This is a genomic window from Kitasatospora sp. NPDC088351 (genome assembly GCF_040685575.1).
In the GTDB taxonomy this organism is placed as follows: Bacteria; Actinomycetota; Actinomycetes; order Streptomycetales; family Streptomycetaceae; genus Kitasatospora.
On record NZ_JBFBIL010000011.1, the window covers coordinates 65,641 to 83,234 of the forward strand.

The following is a 17,594-nucleotide window of genomic DNA, read 5'->3' on the forward strand; positions in this document are numbered from 1 at the left end:
ACGCACAGGTCACAGGCCCTCCGCCCACCCGGGCTGGAGGGCCTGTGGCGTTCCGGCGCACATGCGGTACACGTGGCCGGGGCGGGGCCGCCCGGGAAGCGCCGCCGCCCCCGCCGCCGGTTCGCCGGCCGTGGGCCCGGGCCGGGTTTCGGGGGAGGTGAGGGTCGGCCTACGCCCGGGGGAGGAGGCCGGACGGGACGGGGTCCGCCTCGGGGATGATCAAGGAACCGACGTTGTGGCGACGGAAGCGGACGCTGTCGCTCCGTAGGCTCTTCATGATCCTGACGGCGCATCATGGCTGATCAGAGGCGTGAAACCGAGGAACGATGACGACGTACAGGTACACCATGGCCGAGCTGCGCGGACAGCTTCGGCAACTGCTCCTCACCGGGGCGGCGATCGCGATGGGCGTGGCCTTTCTGATCGCCTCGGTCAGCGGGAGCGGGGCGCTGGTGGACTCCTTCAGCCAGACGGCGGCCGCCGAGGTGGGGCCGGGCGATCTCCAGGTGACCGGGGCCACGGCGCAGAGTGTGCTGGACGAGGGGACGGCCGCCCGGGTGCGGCAGGTGGCCGGGGTGACGGAGGTCTCGCTGCGGCAGACCGGCAGGGGCGGCGTACTGACCCCGGCCGGTCTGCCGCTGGACGAGACCGCCGTGGTGAGCTCCGTGGCGTCCGACCCGGCCCTGCGGTGGCAACTGCTCAAGGACGGCCGGTGGCCGGGCGGCCCCGGCGAGGTGCTGCTCGACGCCGAGACCGCGCGGCGGATCGACGCCGCGCCAGGTGCGGACGTCCGGCTGGCCCTGGCCGACGGCGGCACCGCCACCGTCCGGCTGGTCGGGACCCTGGACGGGCGCGGCGCGCCCAGCTTCGCCGGCCGGCCCGTGGTCGCCGTCCCGGACGGGCAGGTGGAGCGGTACGCGACCGGCGTCAGCGGCACCCGGCTCGACCTCCGCCTCGCTCCCGGCACCTCCCGCTCGCAGACCGCCGAGGCGCTGCGCGGCGTCCTCGACGGCCAGACGGAGGTCCGCACCCGGGAGGCCTCCGTCGCCGAGGCGACCAAGCAGAGCCGCACGCTCTACGGGGTGGTGCTGATAGCCGCGCTGTCGTTCGTGCTGATCGCCCTCGCCGTCGCGCGCATGGTGGTCAGCAACACCTTCGCCGTCGTGCTGGCGCAGCGGACCCGCCAGCTCGCCCTGTTGCGGTGTGTCGGCGCCGACCGTGCCCAGATCCGGCGACTGATCCGTCGTCAGGGCCTGTTGCTCGGCGCGGGCGCGTCGGCCGCCGGAGTGCTGCTCGGCACCGGGTTGTGCGCGGTCGGGACGGCGCTGGCCGGCACCGTCGACCTCGGACCGGTGCACCTCTCGCTCATGCCGTCCCCGCTCACCTGTGTGCTGGCCGGGCTGTTCGGCGTCGCACTCACCGTTCTCGCCGTACGCGGCCCGGCGAAGGCCGCCGCGGCGGTGCCGCCGATCGCCGCGCTCGGCGGCGCGCACAGCGCCGGCAGCGGTACGGCCCGGCTGCGCGCCGCCGCGCTGTCCGTGCTGCTGCTGGTGGCGGGCGTCGGTCTGCTGGCGGCCGGGGTGGTGGCCGGACCGCCGTTGTCGCTGCTCGCCGTCACCCTCGGTGCGATCAGCAGCTTCTTCGGCGTGCTGCGGCTCTGCCACCGACTGCTGCCCGCGGTCGTCGCCGCGCTGGGGGCACCGGCCCGACGGCTCTGCGGCACGGCGGGGCGGCTCGCCACGCAGCAGTTGCGGCTCAACCCGGCCCGGACCGGGGCCACCGGGTCGGCGTTGCTGCTCGGTGTGACGGTGATGGTCAGCGCCGTCACCGCGCTGGAGATCACCTCCAACTCCCTGGTGCCGGCGTTCTCCGCCCGCCAGCCCGGTGTCTTCTCGGCCACCGCCACCGGTGGTACTCCGCTGCCCGCCGGGGCGGTCACCGCGCTCGGTGCGGAGCCCGGACTGATCGTCACACCCGTCCGCTCGGCCACCCTGGAGGTCGACGGCCGCAGTCTGCTCGTGGCCGGCGCCGACCCGGCCCGGCTCAACGCGACCGCCGACGGCGTCGACCGGGCCCGCGCGCTGGCCGACGGCGCCGCGCTGACCGGCTTCGGGGACGGTCCGGCGGGCACCGGTGCGGCCGGTGCGCACCAGGTCGCGGGGGCGGTGGGACAGCCCGGCACCACCCTGCGGGTCGAACCCGGGCGCAGCGCCCTGCCGTTCACGCTCCAGACCGGGGCCGCGCTGTTCGTGACCCCGGCGACCATGGAGCGGCTCGCCCCCGGTGCGGCCGTCACCACGGTGTGGATCAGCCCTGCCGAAGGCACCGACCGGCTCACCGCCCGCCGGGCGATGGACCGGGCGCTGGGCGGATATCCGCACGTCGACGTCGTCGACACGGCTGCCCAGGCCGAGACCATGCGTTCGCTGCTCGACCGGATGATGCTGATCACCATGGCGCTGCTCGGCTTCTCGGTCCTGATCGCCGGGCTCGGTGTCGCGGCCACCCTGATGCTCAGCATCAGCGAGCGTGCCCGGGAGATCGGCATGCTGCGGGCGATCGGGATGTCCCGGCAGCAGCTGCGCCGGATGCTGACCCTGGAGGCGGTGCTGCTCTCGACGGCGGGCGCGCTGGTCGGTACCGGCCTCGGGCTGGCCTACGGCTGGGCGGCCGCGCGGTCGGTCACCTCCACGCTGGGGACGACCGGTGGCCCGCCGGTCCTGCTGGTGCTGGCGGCGCTGGTGCTGACGGTGCTGACCGGGCTCGCCGCCGCCGTCCTGCCGGCCCGGCGGGTCGGCCGGATGACCGTCGTGGCCGCGATGCGGGCGGTCTGACGGCCGGCCGACGAGGACAGCCGAGCGCGTGGCCGCCGTCCGGAGCGGCCACGCGGCAGGCGCGTCAGCGGACCGCGCTGTCCGGGTGGCCGGTGCCCTCGTCGAGGGCGTTGTCGTAGGCATTGCCGAGAGTGCTGCCGAGGGTGCCGTCGAGGGCCGGGCCACCCGGGGCGGGGCCGGCCGGGGAGACGAGGACGCGCTGGACCCGGGGCCTGGTCCGCCAGTTGACCCGTCGGACGTCCCGGGCCAGGGCGCCGGGGCGCCAGAGCTCGATGACGGTGGTGACCGTACCCAGCACGATTCCGGCGGCCAGCCAGCCACCGAGGACGTCGCTCGGCCAGTGCACCCCGAGGGCGGTCCTCGTCCAGCCGATCGTCAGCACGGTCACCGCGGCGACGGCGCAGGCGGCGATGCGCCCGCCGCGCCCGACCCGGGGCCAGAGCAGCCCGACCAGGACGGCGCAGGTGATCGCGGAGGCCATCGCGTGACCGGACGGGAAGGCCGGGCCGCCGGCGTGTGAGACGGGGTCGCTGAAGTGCGGCCGCTGACGGTCGAAGGAGAGCTTCAGCAGCCACTGGCCACCCCAGCCGACCAGGGTCTGCGCGACCACCCAGCCGGCCAGCACACGCGCGCCGATCAGCCAGAGCCAGAGGGCGGCGATGCCCAGCAGCGTACGCATGGTGATCGTGCCGCCGATGTCGGAGAGCGTCTGCACCGCGGCCGTTCCGGCGGTGTGCTCCCGGGCGTAGCGGTGCATCCGGTCGATCCAGCCGTGGTCGAGGGCGCTGAGCGGGTGCCAGCCGGTCTGCACCAGGGCCGCCAGGACGCCGAACAACGCGGCACAGCCGACCGCGAGTGCCGAATACCGGAGCAGGCGACGGTCACGCGGGGTGATGGTGGATGCGCTGTTGGTCAGGTGCATGGCTGACACCTTCCCAGTGCGCCGGGCCGATCGGGCAGCGGGGTGATAGCGATTTTGCATCTTTTGTGCGGAGAACTTGCGCACGCCGGGGTGTGTGCGCCGGTGAAAGCGAAGGCGCTCGCCGTCGGGTCCGGCGGCAATGTTGGCCGGACGGTGCGGGAACGTGGGCGGCGGCCCATGGGTTCACGATGTGGAGGAGTTGCGAAGCGGCGTGCCGCAACGGGGTGTCCGTTCCGAATCGGTCGCCCGATTGGCACCCGATGTGTCGGGGTGGTCACCCTCCGTCCAAAACCGGGGTGAAAATCGGCAGGATACTGCATCGCTGGAAGAATCTGAGCGACTTGGGAATGTTGTCCGGAATCTGTTCGTTGGATCGTTACGTGTGAGCCCTGCGGGGCCCGCATTTCTTGCCCTCTCGGGGCAGGCAGGCAGACCCCGGCAATACCAGCAAAGGGAGCAAGCATGGCCACCCGTGCCGTCGTTCGCGACAGGGCCGACCGGACTCGCGCGGCCCGCCCGACCAACCTTGAGGCCGACCGCGACCTGGTCGGTATGTACCTCGACGAGATCGCCAGGACGCCCCTGCTCGATGCCGCCGAGGAGGTCGAGCTCTCGCTGCGGATCGAGGCCGGTGTGTACGCCCAGCACCTGCTGGAAGCGGGCGAACTGCCGAAAGGCGTGAAGCGCAAGGAGCTGGAGGCGATAGCCGAGGACGCCGAGCGCGCCAAGGACGTCTTCATCCGGTCCAATCTCCGTCTCGTGGTCGCTGTGGCGCGCCGTTACCCGCGCAGTGGCCTTCCCCTGCTGGACCTCATCCAGGAGGGCAACGCGGGCCTGGTGCGGGCGGTGGAGAAGTTCGACTACGCCAAGGGGTTCAAGTTCTCCACCTATGCCACCTGGTGGATCCGGCAGGCGATCACCCGGTCGATCGCCGACCAGTCGCGCACCATCCGGCTGCCCGTCCACCTGGTCGAGGAGCTGGGCCGGATCCGGCGGGTGCAGCGGGAGAAGTCCAAGGAGCTGGGCCGCGAGGCCGAGCCGGCCGAGATCGCGGCCGAGCTGGACACCACCGAGGCGCGGATCAAGGACGTGCTGGACTGGGCCCGGGACCCGGTCAGCCTCAATATGTCGGTCGACGACGAGGGTGAGACCCAGTTCGGCGACCTCGTCGAGGACACCGGAGCGACCTCCCCCGAGGACGCCGTGATGGTCATGCTCCGCCGTGAGGAACTGGACGGTCTGATCGGGCGGCTGGACGACCGTACGGCATCGATCATCCGGTCGCGGTACGGGATGGAGGACGGCCGCGAGCGCACCCTGACCGAGGTGGGCAAGCAGCACGGGCTGACCCGTGAGCGGATCCGCCAGATCGAGAAGCACGCGCTGGCCGAGCTGAAGCGGATCGCCGACCACTCGGGCTTCGAGGCTGCCTGAGCTGCCTGATCTCCCAGCCCGAGGGGAGCGGCCGGCAGGCCGCGTGCGGGTGTGCTGTGCGTGCCGTGACCGTCGTGGCGGGCCGTGCTGCGGAGCGCTCCGCACCAAGGCCCGTTCTCTCCCGACGGCGGCGGCTCGGCGAGCTTCTAGGCTGTAGGGGCAGGTGGGGGTACGGGTAGAAGCGGCAGGGGATCGGGACGACAGTGAACAACGGAGGCGGGTCGGTGAGCGAGCAGGATTCGGTACGGGGTGCCGAGAGCGCCGAGAGCGCCAAGGGCGGGAACGAGGACAAGAAGGCGCCGAAGGCCCGGCTGGTCTTCCGGGACCCGCTGGACCAGCAGTCCCGGGACGACACCGACGCCGGCTGGGGCGACCGCCCGGGAGCAGGCTCCGGGGGCGGTGGCGGACGGGGGCTGGACTGGTACCTGAGTCAGCGCCCGCCGCACCACGGGGACTGAAGGGGTCGACGGGTCCGCCGTCGGCGGGGGCGGTCAGCGCTCCCGCGTGACCAGCGCGTCGCGGATCTCGGTGAGCAGGACGACCTCCTTGGCCTCGGCTTCGATCTGCGTCTCGGCGAGGCTCTTGCGCTTGGCGGCGAACCTGGTCATGGGCAGGATCAGGCAGAAGTAGACGACGGCCGCGGTGATCAGGAACTGCAGGGCCGCGCTGAGCACGGAGCCCCACAGGATGAAGACGCCGGAGGTGACCTCGCCGGTCGCGCTGACCGCACAGGGACCCTTGAGGCAGGAACTGTAGGACGCCAGATCCTTGGCTCCGAAAACACCGACGATCGGATTGATTACGCCCTTGACGAAGGCGTTGACGATGTTGGTGAAAGCCGCACCGATGACAACGGCGACGGCGAGGTCGACGACATTTCCACGCAGCAGGAATTCCTTGAAGCCTTTCATGTCGCGTGAACGACGAAGTCGTTGTCCGGTTACGGGTGATCTTCCTCCTTTCCCAATTGGCAACCCGTTTGGTGCAGGGCCGCGGCTCCCGGTGGCCAGAGCGCCGCTCGCGCCGGTCCACTGGCGAGCGCGGTGACCACGGCGAGCAGGACCAGAACCGGCACCCCGCCCCGCCGCCGTACGGGGTGCCACAGCCGGTGCCACCCGCCGGCACCGCGCCGGATCGGCGGAAACCGGGGCACCTCCCGCTGCGGCGGGACGGCCGGCGCGGGCGGCGGAGCGGTGTATCTCCGGGCCGGAGCCGACTGCGGGGCGCGGGGCAGCGGGGACGAGAGCGGGAGAGTGAGGGGGAGGGGGAGCGTGAAGCTCGGGGTCGTCATCGGGCACCACCGGTGGTCGCAGGGCGCCGGCCCCAACCGGGCCGGTCTCTTGTGACCCACACTCTGCGCCGCGCCCACAGCGGACGGAACCCCTCTTTCGGATCCTGTGGAAAACCCGGGGTTGTGGATAACTTCGTACACCCACACGGGTGAGCCTGCCCGTTTCCGGGAATGCGACGGGAATGCGAAAGGCCCGCCGACTCCGCCAAAAAACGGGTCAACGGACCTTTCGAATGCCTGGATCGGCCGGGGTGCCAGAGGTTCGGCGGTACCCGGCCTGAGCCGCTCCGGCCTCAGCCGGCCGACTTCGCCGCGGGAGCCGGGCTCGCCGCGGGGGCCGAGCCGTTCGAAGCGGCGGTCGACGGGGACGACGCGCCGGACGACACCGAGGACGGGCCCCCCGCCGGGGACGACGAAGCGGCGCCCACCGAACTGCTGGAGGACGAACGGCTGTCGGTCCGGTAGAAGCCCGAGCCCTTGAAGACCACGCCCACGGCCGAGAAGACCTTGCGGAGCCGCCCCTGGCAGTCGGGGCACGTGGTCAGTGCCTCGTCGGTGAACTTCTGCACCGCCTCCAGGCCGTTGCCGCACTCGGTGCACTGGTACTGGTACGTGGGCACTTGTCTTCCTCCTGGCACTCTCGCCTGATGAGTGCTAACGATGGTCAATGATGCGGCATTCCGCTGGATCAGTCCAGCGACTCCGGTGTGAGATGAGCCGGGGCGCGACCGCGGACCACCGCCCGGACCGGTCGGCTCAGCCCTTGACCGCGCCCACCAGCTGCGCCGTCGCGGTCCGCCCGGACGCCTCCACGCCCGGCGAGTCCACCGAACCGACCGCGCCCGCCGAGTCCACCGAACCGACCGCGCCCGCCGAGTCCGGCGTGCCCGCCGAGTTCGCCGAACCGGCCACGCCCGGCGCGACCAGCAGGTGCCGCAACGCGATCAGCGCCACCAGGCCCAGCCCGGCACCGGCCACCGTCACCAGGAACCCGGCCGACGGGCCCCACCCGTCGATCAGCTGCCCGGCCACCGTGGACCCGGTCGCCAGACCGAGGCCGATGGCACCGGTCAGCCAGGTGAAGGCCTCGGTCTTGGCGCCGTCCGCGACCAGCGTCTCGACCAGGGTGTACCCGGTGATCAGCGTCGGGGCGATGGCGAGGCCGCAGACCAGCCCGGCGGCCGTCAGCGCGACCAGGTCGGGCATCGCCCAGAGCGTCGAGCAGCCGAGCACCAGCAGCGCGTAACTGGCGAGCAGCCGGTGCCTCGCGGCCCTGCGCCAGGCGACCAGACCGTACAGCACACCGGCCAGCATCGAACCGCCGGCGAAGACCCCGTACACGATGCCACCGGCCCCGTGCCGTCCCACCGAGTCGGCGAAGGCGGTCACCGAGACCTGCATGGCGCCGAAGACGGAGCCGACCCCCAGGAACACGCCGGCCAGCAGCCGGACGCCCGGGGAGGCGAGCGCGGAGGCACGACGGACGCCGGGCTGGTGCGGGTGCCGGGCCGGGGCGGTGCGGCGCTGGGCGGCGAAGGCCAGCCCGCCGGCCACGGTCAGCGCGGCCTCGCCGATCAGCCCGGCGGACGGGCTGACCGAGGTGGCGATGGCGCCGGCCAGCACCGGACCGATCACGAAGGTGAACTCGTCCGTCACCGACTCGAAGGCGAAGGCGGTGTTCAGCTTGGCGGCGGGCGCGCCGTCCGCGGAGAGCTTGGCGACCCAGCGGGCCCGGACCATCGCGCCGACCTGCGGCACGCTGGCGCCGGCCGGGGCGGCGGCGAGGAACAGGCTCCAGACCGGGGCGTGGCCGAGCGCCAGCGCGATCAGCGCGCCGACCGAGAGCGCGTGCACCAGCACGGTCGGGACCAGTACGGCCGCCTGGCCGTAGCGGTCGGCCAGCCGGCCGGTCTGCGGGCCGATGAGGGCCTGGGCGACGGCCGAGACCGCCGCGACGCTGCCGGCCGTGCCGTACGAGCCGTGGGTGTCGAGGACCAGCAGCACGATGCCCAGGCTGAGCATCGCGTAGGGGAGCCGCGCGGCGAACGCGGGCGCCAGGAACGTCCAGACGCCGGGCGTGCGCAGCAGCGCGCCGTACCCGATCCGGGCGGGCGCGCCGGCACCGGTGTCCGGGGCGGTACGGGCGTCCGCGGTGTCCAGGGCGGCGCGGGTGTCCGCGGTGTTGTCGACCGTTCGGCGGGCCGTCACGGTCGGTCCTTCCTGCTGCCTGGTAGCGCGGAAGGGACATGGGACGGCCCCGACGGCGCCGAGAGTCGTCCTCTCGCGCGTCGACCGGGGTAGTTACCGGGCCGGGCCGGCGCGGTGCGCCGAGGGCCGGGCCGCGGCCGCCGAGCGGTCGCGCCAACTCTGCATCAGGCAGATGCTGGGTGTGTATCAACCATCATACGTATACGCGCGTAGATAGCGCGCTGACCCCCACTTTACAGGGCAGATCCAAAACTGTCCCGCCGGATGAAGGTGCCGGGCCGGTGAACAGCGGTGAACGCGGGGAGAAGCCCCCGCGCCCACCGCCCGGGACCGCCCGGCCGGCCACCCGCCCGTTCAGTCACCCCGCCCGTTCAGCCACCCCGCGAGCTTGCCGCCCTTGTCCACGGCCCGCAGCCGCCGCTCCGCCGCCTCGCCGACCTCGTCCGTGGTGACCACCAGCAGCTCGTCGCCGCCGCGCAGCACGGTTGCCTTGTCGGGCACGAAGCTGTTCCCCTCGCGCACCACCAGGGTCACCGCCGCGCCGGCCGGCAGCCGCAGCTCGCCGATCTCCACGCCGGACATCCGGGAGGCGGGGGAGAGCGCCACCGACAGCAGGTGGCCGTGCAGCTTCTCCAGCGGCGCGGACTCGATGCCCAGGTCCTGGCCCATCGAGCCCTCGGAGATCCGCAGCCGCTTGGCGACCCAGGGCAGGGTCGGGCCCTGGAGCAGGGTGAAGACCACGACCAGGATGAAGACGATGTTGAACACGTCCTGGGCCCTGGGCGTGCCCGCCACCATCGGGATGGTGGCCAGCACGATGGGCACCGCCCCGCGCAGTCCGGCCCAGCTCAGCAGCGCCTGCTCGCGGCCGGGCAGCCGGAACGGGGTCAGCGTGAGCATCACCGACAGCGGCCGGGCCAGGAAGACCAGCACGGTGCCTATCACCAGCGCGGGCACCACGGCGGAGCCCATCGTCCCGGGGGTGCAGAGCAGGCCGAGCAGCACGAACATGCCGATCTGGCCGATCCACGCCAGGCCGTCGGCGAAGCCGCGGACGGCCGGGCCGTGCGGCAGTTTGGCGTTGCCGAGGATCACGGCGCTTATGTAGACGGCGAGGAAGCCGGAGCCGTGCAGCAGGGCACCGCCGGCGTAGGCGAGCACGGTCAGTGCCATGACGGCGATGGGGTAGAGGCCGGAGGAGGGCAGGGCGACGTGCTTGATGCCGTACGCGCCGAGCTTGCCGATCGCGAGGCCGACCGCCGCGCCGATCGCCAGCTCGGCGGCGATCGTGCCGATCAGGACGTACCAGGAGTCCAGCTCGCCGGTGGTGGCGAAGGCGACGACCAGGATGACCACGGGCGCGTCGTTGAAGCCCGACTCGGCCTCCAGCAGGCCGGTCAGCCGGTGGGGCAGCGGCACCATCCGCAGGACCGAGAAGACGGCGGCGGCGTCGGTGGAGGAGACGATCGCGCCGAGCAGCATGGAGGTGCGCCAGTCCAGGCCGACCAGCCAGTGCGCGCCCGCGGCGGTGACGAAGACGCTCACCCCGACGCCGACGGTGGCGAGCACGGTGGCCGCCGGCATCACCGGTTTGACCTCGCGCCAGCTCGTCTTGAGACCGCCCTCGGCCAGGATCACCACCAGGGCGGCGTAGCCGAGCACCTGGGTCAGTGCGGCGTTGTTGAAGGAGACGCCGAGGCCGTTCTGGCCGAGGGCGACGCCGATCCCGAGATAGATCAGCAGGCTTGGTAGCCCTGATCGGGTCGAGATGCGCACGGCAACCACCGCGACCAGCAGGATCACGGAGAACTCGAGGAGCAGCTGGTTCAGGTGGTCGACATTCACGCAGGGGCACCTCGAGCGGGCTGGGGGCGGGCGGGGTGTCTGACGGCGGTGAGGCCGAAGGGGGAGCCGACCGGCAAGGGTCGATGCTCCCCTTGCGGATCGTTACTCAGTCTAACATTTTGCCATATCTTTAGTTTCGCTTCTCACACAGGCCTTCATCGGGCGTCCGGGGCTTCCCAGTTGACCTCCTCCGATCCCACGGTGAGCGTCCCCCGTGCACGCCCGCCAGCCGACTCGGCCTAATGTGGTGCCCTGCCATGGCCGAGTGCCCTGGACACGCCCGCCCGCCCCCCAGTCGAGGACCGCAAGGACCCAGATGCCCCGCTCGAAGAAGTTCCGGCGCGCCCGTCTGATCGTGATCGTGCTGGTAATGCTGCTGGTGGCCGGCGCCGGCTACGGCGGCTACCGGGGGGTGGCCGCGGTCCGCGCGTCCTTCCCGGAGGTCGACGGCAGCGTCAAGGTGGCGGGCCTGAGCGCGCCGGTCGACGTCAAGCGGGACGCCAACGGCATCCCGCAGCTCTACGCCGACACCTCCGCGGACCTCTTCCGCGCCCAGGGCTATGTGCAGGCCCAGGACCGGTTCTGGGAGATGGACGTCCGACGGCACATCACCGCCGGCCGGCTCTCCGAGATGTTCGGCGACGGCCAGGTCGAGACCGACTCCTTCATCCGCACCATGGGCTGGCGCCAGGTGGCGCAGAAGGAGTACGACACCCAGCTCTCGGCGGACACCAAGAAGAACCTCCAGGCGTACGCGGACGGCGTCAACGCCTGGCTCGCCGAGCATCCCGGCGGCCAGAGCGCCTCGCTGGAGTACACCCTGCTCGGCGTCGTCAACAGCGGCTACAAGCCCGAGCAGTGGACGCCCGTCGACTCGGTCGCCTGGCTCAAGGCGATGGCCTGGAACCTCTCCGGGAACCTCCAGGAGGAGATCGACCGCTCGCTGCTCGCCCAGGACTTCAGTCCGGAGAAGATCGCCGAGCTGTACCCGGAGTACCCGTACGCCCGCAACGGCACGATCGTGAAGACCGGCACCGTCGTCGGCGACAGCTACCGCCCGGCCGACGGCTCCAGCCAGGCCGGTGCCGGGACCACCGCCCAGGGCGCGGCCGCCACCAAGGCGATGCTCAAGGACGTCACCGACCGGATAGACGCGATGCCGCAGATGCTCGGCCGTCAGGGCCAGGGCATCGGCTCCAACTCCTGGGTGGTCGCCGGTACCCACACCACCACCGGAAAGCCGCTGCTGGCCAACGACCCGCACCTCGGCCCCGGCCTGCCCTCGGTCTGGTACCAGATGGGCCTGCACTGCCGCACCGTCTCGCCGACCTGCCAGTACGACGTCTCGGGCTTCACCTTCGCCGGCATGCCGGGCGTGGTGATCGGCCACAACAAGGACATCGCCTGGGGCTTCACCAACCTCGGCGCCGACGTCACCGACCTCTTCCTGGAGAAGGTCACCGGCCCGGACACCTACCAGGTCGACGGCAAGGACGTGAAGTTCGAGCTGCGCAAGGAGACCATCAAGGTGGCCGGCGGCGAGGACCGCACCATCACCGTCCGCACCACCCAGACCGGTGCCCCGCTGATCTCCGACCAGAGCACCGAGCAGCAGAACGTCGGCAAGTACGCCCCGAACGGCAGCGCCGCCCCGGACCGCTCCACCAGCGGCTACGGCGTCGCCCTGCAGTGGACGGCGCTCAGCCCCGGCAAGACCATGGACGCCGTCTTCGAGCTGGACCGCGCCAAGAACTGGGAGGAGTTCCGGGCCGCGGCCAAGGACTTCGCCGTCCCCGCCCAGAACCTGATCTTCGCCGACTCCAAGGACATCGGCTACCAGGCCCCGGGCAACATCCCGATCCGCGGCAAGGGCGACGGCAGCAACCCGGCGCCCGGCTGGGACTCGGCCTACCAGTGGAAGGGCTCGGTCCCCTTCAGCGCCCTGCCGTACAGCATCAACCCGTCGTCCGGCTACATCGTCACCGCCAACCAGGCCGTGGTCGATCCGTCGTACAAGTACCTGCTGACCAAGGACTGGGAGTACGGCACCCGGGCCAAGGAGATCACCGACCAGATCGAGTCCAAGCTCAAGAACAACGGCAAGATCTCCCCGGACGACATGCAGGAGATGCAGCTCGACAACACCAGCATCCTGGCCAAGACGCTGGTCCCGCTGCTGCTCAAGGTGCCGATCGACGACCCGTACGTGCGTGAGGCGCAGGACCTGCTGAAGGACTGGAACTACCACCAGGACGCCGACTCGGCGGCCGCCGCCTACTACAACGGCGTCTGGCGCCAGCTGCTCAGCCTCTCCTTCGGCCAGAAGTTCCCGGCCGACCTGCGGGCCAAGGGCAACTGTCTGCTGGTGCGTCAGCAGGCGGATCCGACCAAGCCCGACACCGGCACCAGCGCCCCCATCGTCACCGAGTGCGGCACCCGCGACCCGGGCAAGGCCCAGCCGGACGGCGGCGACCGCTGGACCGAGGTGGTGCGCCAGCAGCTGGAGAAGCCCGACAGCAGCTGGTGGACGTACATCGACTCGCAGCACCACGAGCAGAAGGGCCTCGACCACCTGCTCGCCGAGGCGATGAAGAACGCCCGCCAGGACCTCACCGCGCTGCTCAGCAAGGACGTCTCCACCTGGAGCTGGGGCCGCCTGCACAAGCTGACGCTGCGCGAGCAGACCCTGGGCACCGACGACTCCTCGCTCGCCTCCGGGGCGGTCCACCGGCTGCTCAACCGCGGCCCGTACCGCCTCTCCGGCGGCTCGGCGGCGGTCGACGCGGCCGGCTGGAACGCGGCCGCCGGGTACGAGGTGGACTGGATCCCCTCGATGCGGATGGTCGTCGACCTGAGCGACCTCGACGCCTCGCGGTGGGTCAACGTCGGCGGCGCCTCCGGGCACGCCTTCCACCCCAACTACAACGACCAGACCGACCTCTGGCTCAAGGGCAAGCTGCTGACCTGGGCCTACTCGCCGGACGCGGTCGAGAAGGCGACCAAGAACAAGCTGGTGCTCACCACCGGCTGACCCCGCCCCGCCACGGCGGCCCCGCCCACCCCGGGCGGGGCCGCCGTCGTTTCCGGCCCGCCGGGCACCCGGCCGCCCGGCCACCCGTTCGCCCGGCACCCGCCCGCTACCGCGCCAGCCGGTGCGGCCCGGCCGGAGTGAGCGCGACGTCCACCGGCAGATCGTGCGGTTCGGCCGGCACCCGCTCCAGCAGCTCGTGCTCGTACAGCAGCACGGCCAGCAGCGGCCGGGCCCCCGCACGGCCCAGCCGGGCCAGCACCCGGTCGTACGAGCCGCCGCCCCGGCCCAGCCGCAGCCCCCGGCGGTCCACCGCCAGGCCGGGCAGCAGCACCAGCGACGCCCCGGTGACGGCCTCCGGGCCGAGCCGGGCGCCGACCGGCTCCACCAGCCCGCGCCCGGCCGGCGCGAGCGCCTCCGCCCCCTCGTACTCCGCCCAGTCCAGGTCGTTGTCGGCCAGCAGCACCGGCAGCAGCACCCGCACCCCGCGCGCCCGCAGCGCGTCCAGCAGCGGCCGGGTGCCCGGCTCGGCCCCGACCGACACATACGCGGCCACCGTGGCACCCGGCCCGGCCAGCTCCCCGGCGTGCCCGGCCAGGGCGTCCGCGGCCGCCTCCCGGGCCCGCGGTGACAGGGCACGCCGCTCGGACAGCAGCCGTGTCCTCAGCGCGCTCTTCTCGTTGTGCATGCGATCCTCCACAGCTCTGGGTCCGTGACGCTCAGAGCCTGACACGCGGAAGGCGCCCCGATGTCCACCCCGCTGCTGGTCCAGGCCCTGGCCGCGCTCAGCGTCCCCGCGCTGGCCGGCACCACCGTGCTCGGGCTGCGGCTGCGCCGGGGGGACGGCGCCGCCGCCGTCCGCGAGGCCGGGCTGCGCGAACGGGTCGGCGAACTGGAGGCCCGCTGCGCCGAGCTGGAACGCACCGCCTCCTGCGACCCGCTCACCGGGGTGTGGAACTACCGGCACCTCCAGCTCACCCTGGACCGGGAGATCGGCCGGGCCCGCCGCGGCGAGCAGACCGACCAGCAGGGCGGGCCGCGCCCGCTGGCCGTCCTGCTGCTGGAGATCGCGGGCTTCGACGCGGTCATTGCCGAGCACGGCCGGGGCCGGGCCAACGCGATACTGCGGGACCTCGCCCAGCGCCTCGGCATGGAGATCCGCCGCTCGGACACCCTCGGCCGGTACAGCGGGGAGGAGTTCCTGATCGTCCTGCCGGACACCGGGGCCGAGGGCGCCGCACAGGTCGCCGAACGCCTGGTCTGGTCGGTCCGCCGCCACCTGCTGCTGGACTGGTCCTCCGGCCCGCGCGAGGGCCGCCCCCCGCACGGCAACGGGCTCACCGCCGCCGTCGGGGTGGCCGTCCTGCCCGAGCACGGCACCCACACCGCCGTCCTGCTCAGAGCCGCCGACGGGGCCCTCGCCGAGGCCCGCGCGGCGGGCGGCGACTGCTGGCGCGCAGTGGTCTCCCCACGGTCGGACAACGGCTCCGTGACCGAACCTGATCGTTCGGGAAAGCCCGGTAGTCTGTCGCCCTGTGTCGGAGGGGACCCCCTCGCCTCCCCCGTCACTTCCCATACGCATGCCACTGTGGCCGGGCCCCGCGACGTGCTGCCATAGCCGTTCGACCGCGCTCGGCCAGGCGAAAACGTGCCTTAGTAAGGTAAACGCATGACGACGACCAACACCCGAATTCCGGTAACCAAGGCCGTGGTACCCGCGGCCGGACTGGGCACCCGCTTCCTCCCGGCCACCAAGGCCACGCCGAAGGAGATGCTGCCCGTCGTCGACAAGCCGGCGATCCAGTACGTCGTCGAGGAGGCGGCCTCCGCCGGGCTGTCCGACATACTGATGGTCACCGGCCGGAACAAGCGCGCCCTCGAGGACCACTTCGACCGCGCCTACGAGCTGGAGGAGCTGCTCGCCCGAAAGGGCGACCAGGACCGGCTGCGCCGCGTGCGCGAGTCCGTCGACCTGGCGAACATGCACTACGTCCGCCAGGGCGACCCCAAGGGCCTCGGCCACGCCGTCTCGGTCGCCGAGCAGCACGTCGCCGGCCAGCCCTTCGCCGTCCTGCTCGGTGACGACCTCATCGACCCGCGCGACCCGCTGCTCGCCCGCATGATCGAGGTCCAGCAGGAGCTCGGCGGCTCGGTCGTCGCCCTGATGGAGGTCGACCCCGCCCAGATCCACCTGTACGGCTGCGCGGCCGTCAAGGCGAACGGCTTCGGCGAGGACGTCTTCCAGGTGACCGACCTGGTCGAGAAGCCCGACACCGCCGACGCCCCGTCGAACTACGCGGTCATCGGCCGCTACGTCCTCGACCCCTCGGTCTTCGACGTGCTGCGGGAGACCGAGCCCGGCCGCGGCGGCGAGATCCAGCTCACCGACGCCCTGCGCGAGCTGACCACCCGTGACCCGGAGACCGGCGGCCAGGTCCACGGCGTGCTCTTCAAGGGCCGTCGCTACGACACCGGCGACCGCGCGGACTACCTGCGCGCCATCGTCCGGCTGGCGTCCGAGCGTGACGACCTGGGCCCGGAGTTCCGCTCCTGGCTCCGTGAGTTCGTCGCCTCCGAGATGCAGGACTGACACACCGACAGAGAGTGAGTGAGCCGATGACCGGGTCCACGGAGAGCACCAGCCCCGCCGCAGCCTGCTGCGACGAATCCGCGGACCCGGCACCGGACGCCCGCCCGGACCGGCTCTGGACGGTCGACGAGCACCTCGCCGACGTCCTGGCGGCCGTCGCCCCGCTGCCCGCGATCGGGCTCCAGCTGCTCGACGCCCAGGGCTGCCGGCTCGACGAGGACGTGATCGCCGACGGCGACCTGCCGCCCTTCGACAACAGCTCGATGGACGGCTACGCCGTCCGCACCGCCGACACCGTGGGCGCCACCGCCGAGTACCCCTCGGCGCTCACCGTGGTCGGCGACATCGCCGCCGGCGCCGGTGCCCTGCCCAGGGTCGGCCCCGGACAGGCCGCCCGGATCATGACCGGCGCCCCGGTGCCGCCCGGCGCCGAGGCCGTCGCCCCGGTCGAGTGGACCGACGGCGGCACCGGCACCGGCCGCGCCGCCGACGCGATGACCGCGCCCGTCGCCGACGAGGAGGTCCGGGTGCTGCGCCCGGTCGCCGAGGGCGCCCACATCCGCCGCCGCGGCAGCGACGTCGCCACCGGTGCGCGCGTCCTGGACGCGGGCACCCGGCTCGGTCCCGCCCAGCTCGGCCTGCTCGCCGCGATCGGCCGGGCCACCGTGAAGGTCCGCCCCCGGCCCCGGGTCGTGGTGCTCTCCACCGGCAGCGAGCTGGTCCAGCCCGGCGAGCCGGTCGGACCCGGCCAGATCCCCGACTCCAACAGCTTCACCCTCACCGCCGCCGCCCGGGACGCCGGAGCCATCGCCTACCGGGTCGGCGGTGTGCCGGACGACGCGGCCCTGCTGCGCGCCGTCCTGGAGGACCAGCTCGGCCGGGCCGACCTCATCGTCACCAGCGGCGGCGTCAGCGTCGGCGCGTACGACGTGGTCAAGGAGGTCTTCGAGTCCTACGGCGGGGTCGACTTCCGCCGGCTGCGGATGCAGCCCGGCAAGCCGCAGGGCTTCGGCCGGATCGGCGCCGGGGCCGGCGTGCCGCTGCTCGCCCTGCCCGGCAACCCGGTCAGCGCGTACATCTCCTTCGAGCTGTTCGTCCGCCCGGTGATCCGCACCATGCTCGGCGCCGCCGACGTGCACCGCCCGGTGGTCCGGGCCGTCTGCCCGGTGACACTGCGCTCACCCGCCGGGCGGCGGCAGTTCCTGCGCGGCCGCTACTCGGCCGCCGACGGCATGGTCGAGCCGGTCGGCGGGGCGGGATCGCACCTGGTCGGCGCGCTGGCCAGGGCGGACTGCCTGATCACCGTGGAGGAGGACGCCGTCGAGCTGCCGGCCGGCAGCGAGGTCGACGTCGTGCTGCTGGGCGGCTGAGCCTCCCACCTGCCCCGGGCCGTCCCGCGCACCGGCATGGCCCGTCCCACGCACCGGCCTGGGGGAGGGGTA

13 protein-coding genes are annotated in these 17,594 nt (G+C 72.8%); 7 read left to right on the forward strand and 6 right to left on the reverse strand.

The window, feature by feature from the left end; translation table 11 throughout:
* The first annotated feature begins 326 nt into the window (after nt 1-326).
* Nucleotides 327-2,834: an ABC transporter permease gene (locus AB0P06_RS11520; RefSeq protein ID WP_363606907.1), complete on the forward strand. Its 2,508-nt coding sequence runs from the start codon at nt 327-329 to the stop codon at nt 2,832-2,834.
* A 64-nt stretch (nt 2,835-2,898) separates the two neighbouring features.
* Here the strand turns inward: AB0P06_RS11520 and AB0P06_RS11525 are convergent, their stop codons facing one another.
* Nucleotides 2,899-3,756, reverse strand: a complete 858-nt coding sequence (locus tag AB0P06_RS11525) for a phosphatase PAP2 family protein (protein ID WP_363606908.1) — start codon at nt 3,754-3,756, stop codon at nt 2,899-2,901.
* 462 nt (nt 3,757-4,218) lie between these two features.
* On the opposite strand from AB0P06_RS11525, the gene AB0P06_RS11530 reads away from it, so the two are divergent.
* Nucleotides 4,219-5,190, forward strand: coding sequence for a sigma-70 family RNA polymerase sigma factor (locus tag AB0P06_RS11530; RefSeq protein ID WP_363606909.1), 972 nt, complete (start codon nt 4,219-4,221; stop codon nt 5,188-5,190).
* A gap of 224 nt (nt 5,191-5,414) precedes the next feature.
* A complete protein-coding gene (locus tag AB0P06_RS11535; protein ID WP_363606910.1) occupies nt 5,415-5,648 on the forward strand; it encodes a hypothetical protein in 234 nt (77 codons plus the stop codon).
* A gap of 33 nt (nt 5,649-5,681) precedes the next feature.
* Here the strand turns inward: AB0P06_RS11535 and mscL are convergent, their stop codons facing one another.
* The 4 genes from mscL to AB0P06_RS11555 form a co-directional block, all read right to left on the reverse strand.
* Nucleotides 5,682-6,101, reverse strand: coding sequence for a large conductance mechanosensitive channel protein MscL (gene mscL / locus AB0P06_RS11540; protein ID WP_363606911.1), 420 nt, complete (start codon nt 6,099-6,101; stop codon nt 5,682-5,684).
* 673 nt (nt 6,102-6,774) lie between these two features.
* Nucleotides 6,775-7,101: an FmdB family zinc ribbon protein gene (locus tag AB0P06_RS11545; protein WP_363606913.1), complete on the reverse strand. Its 327-nt coding sequence runs from the start codon at nt 7,099-7,101 to the stop codon at nt 6,775-6,777.
* 136 nt (nt 7,102-7,237) lie between these two features.
* Nucleotides 7,238-8,641, reverse strand: a complete 1,404-nt coding sequence (locus tag AB0P06_RS11550; protein WP_363607021.1) for an MFS transporter — start codon at nt 8,639-8,641, stop codon at nt 7,238-7,240.
* A gap of 402 nt (nt 8,642-9,043) precedes the next feature.
* The gene (locus AB0P06_RS11555; protein ID WP_363606914.1) at nt 9,044-10,534 is read right to left on the reverse strand and encodes a potassium/proton antiporter; all 1,491 of its coding nucleotides are present in this window, start codon (nt 10,532-10,534) and stop codon (nt 9,044-9,046) included.
* Between the two features lie 316 nt (nt 10,535-10,850).
* On the opposite strand from AB0P06_RS11555, the gene AB0P06_RS11560 reads away from it, so the two are divergent.
* Complete coding sequence (locus tag AB0P06_RS11560) at nt 10,851-13,565, forward strand: penicillin acylase family protein (protein WP_363606916.1); 2,715 nt, start codon at nt 10,851-10,853, stop codon at nt 13,563-13,565.
* 106 nt (nt 13,566-13,671) lie between these two features.
* On the opposite strand, the gene AB0P06_RS11565 is transcribed toward AB0P06_RS11560, so the two are convergent.
* Nucleotides 13,672-14,250, reverse strand: coding sequence for a 5-formyltetrahydrofolate cyclo-ligase (locus tag AB0P06_RS11565; RefSeq protein ID WP_363606918.1), 579 nt, complete (start codon nt 14,248-14,250; stop codon nt 13,672-13,674).
* 60 nt (nt 14,251-14,310) lie between these two features.
* Between AB0P06_RS11565 and AB0P06_RS11570 the strand changes: the two genes are divergently transcribed.
* From AB0P06_RS11570 to glp, 3 genes are read left to right on the forward strand one after another with little or no spacing between them, the layout of a single operon-like run.
* Nucleotides 14,311-15,180, forward strand: coding sequence for a GGDEF domain-containing protein (locus AB0P06_RS11570; protein WP_363606920.1), 870 nt, complete (start codon nt 14,311-14,313; stop codon nt 15,178-15,180).
* 51 nt (nt 15,181-15,231) lie between these two features.
* The gene (gene galU, locus AB0P06_RS11575; protein WP_363606922.1) at nt 15,232-16,152 is read left to right on the forward strand and encodes a UTP--glucose-1-phosphate uridylyltransferase GalU; all 921 of its coding nucleotides are present in this window, start codon (nt 15,232-15,234) and stop codon (nt 16,150-16,152) included.
* A gap of 26 nt (nt 16,153-16,178) precedes the next feature.
* Nucleotides 16,179-17,522 (forward strand): gephyrin-like molybdotransferase Glp, encoded by a 1,344-nt coding sequence (gene glp, locus AB0P06_RS11580; protein WP_363606923.1) that lies wholly within the window; start codon nt 16,179-16,181, stop codon nt 17,520-17,522.
* Nucleotides 17,523-17,594: the final 72 nt, after the last annotated feature.

Bases quoted from the DNA above. Each gene is read 5' to 3' on its own strand.
- AB0P06_RS11520 (WP_363606907.1), top strand. From the start codon at position 327: ATGACGACGTACAGGTACACCATGGCCGAGCTGCGCGGACAGCTTCGG.
- mscL (WP_363606911.1), bottom strand. From the start codon at position 6,101: ATGAAAGGCTTCAAGGAATTCCTGCTGCGTGGAAATGTCGTCGACCTC.
- AB0P06_RS11560 (WP_363606916.1), top strand. From the start codon at position 10,851: ATGCCCCGCTCGAAGAAGTTCCGGCGCGCCCGTCTGATCGTGATCGTG.
- glp (WP_363606923.1), top strand. From the start codon at position 16,179: ATGACCGGGTCCACGGAGAGCACCAGCCCCGCCGCAGCCTGCTGCGAC.
- AB0P06_RS11525 (WP_363606908.1), bottom strand. From the start codon at position 3,756: ATGCACCTGACCAACAGCGCATCCACCATCACCCCGCGTGACCGTCGC.
- AB0P06_RS11530 (WP_363606909.1), top strand. From the start codon at position 4,219: ATGGCCACCCGTGCCGTCGTTCGCGACAGGGCCGACCGGACTCGCGCG.
- galU (WP_363606922.1), top strand. From the start codon at position 15,232: ATGACGACGACCAACACCCGAATTCCGGTAACCAAGGCCGTGGTACCC.
- AB0P06_RS11565 (WP_363606918.1), bottom strand. From the start codon at position 14,250: ATGCACAACGAGAAGAGCGCGCTGAGGACACGGCTGCTGTCCGAGCGG.
- AB0P06_RS11570 (WP_363606920.1), top strand. From the start codon at position 14,311: ATGTCCACCCCGCTGCTGGTCCAGGCCCTGGCCGCGCTCAGCGTCCCC.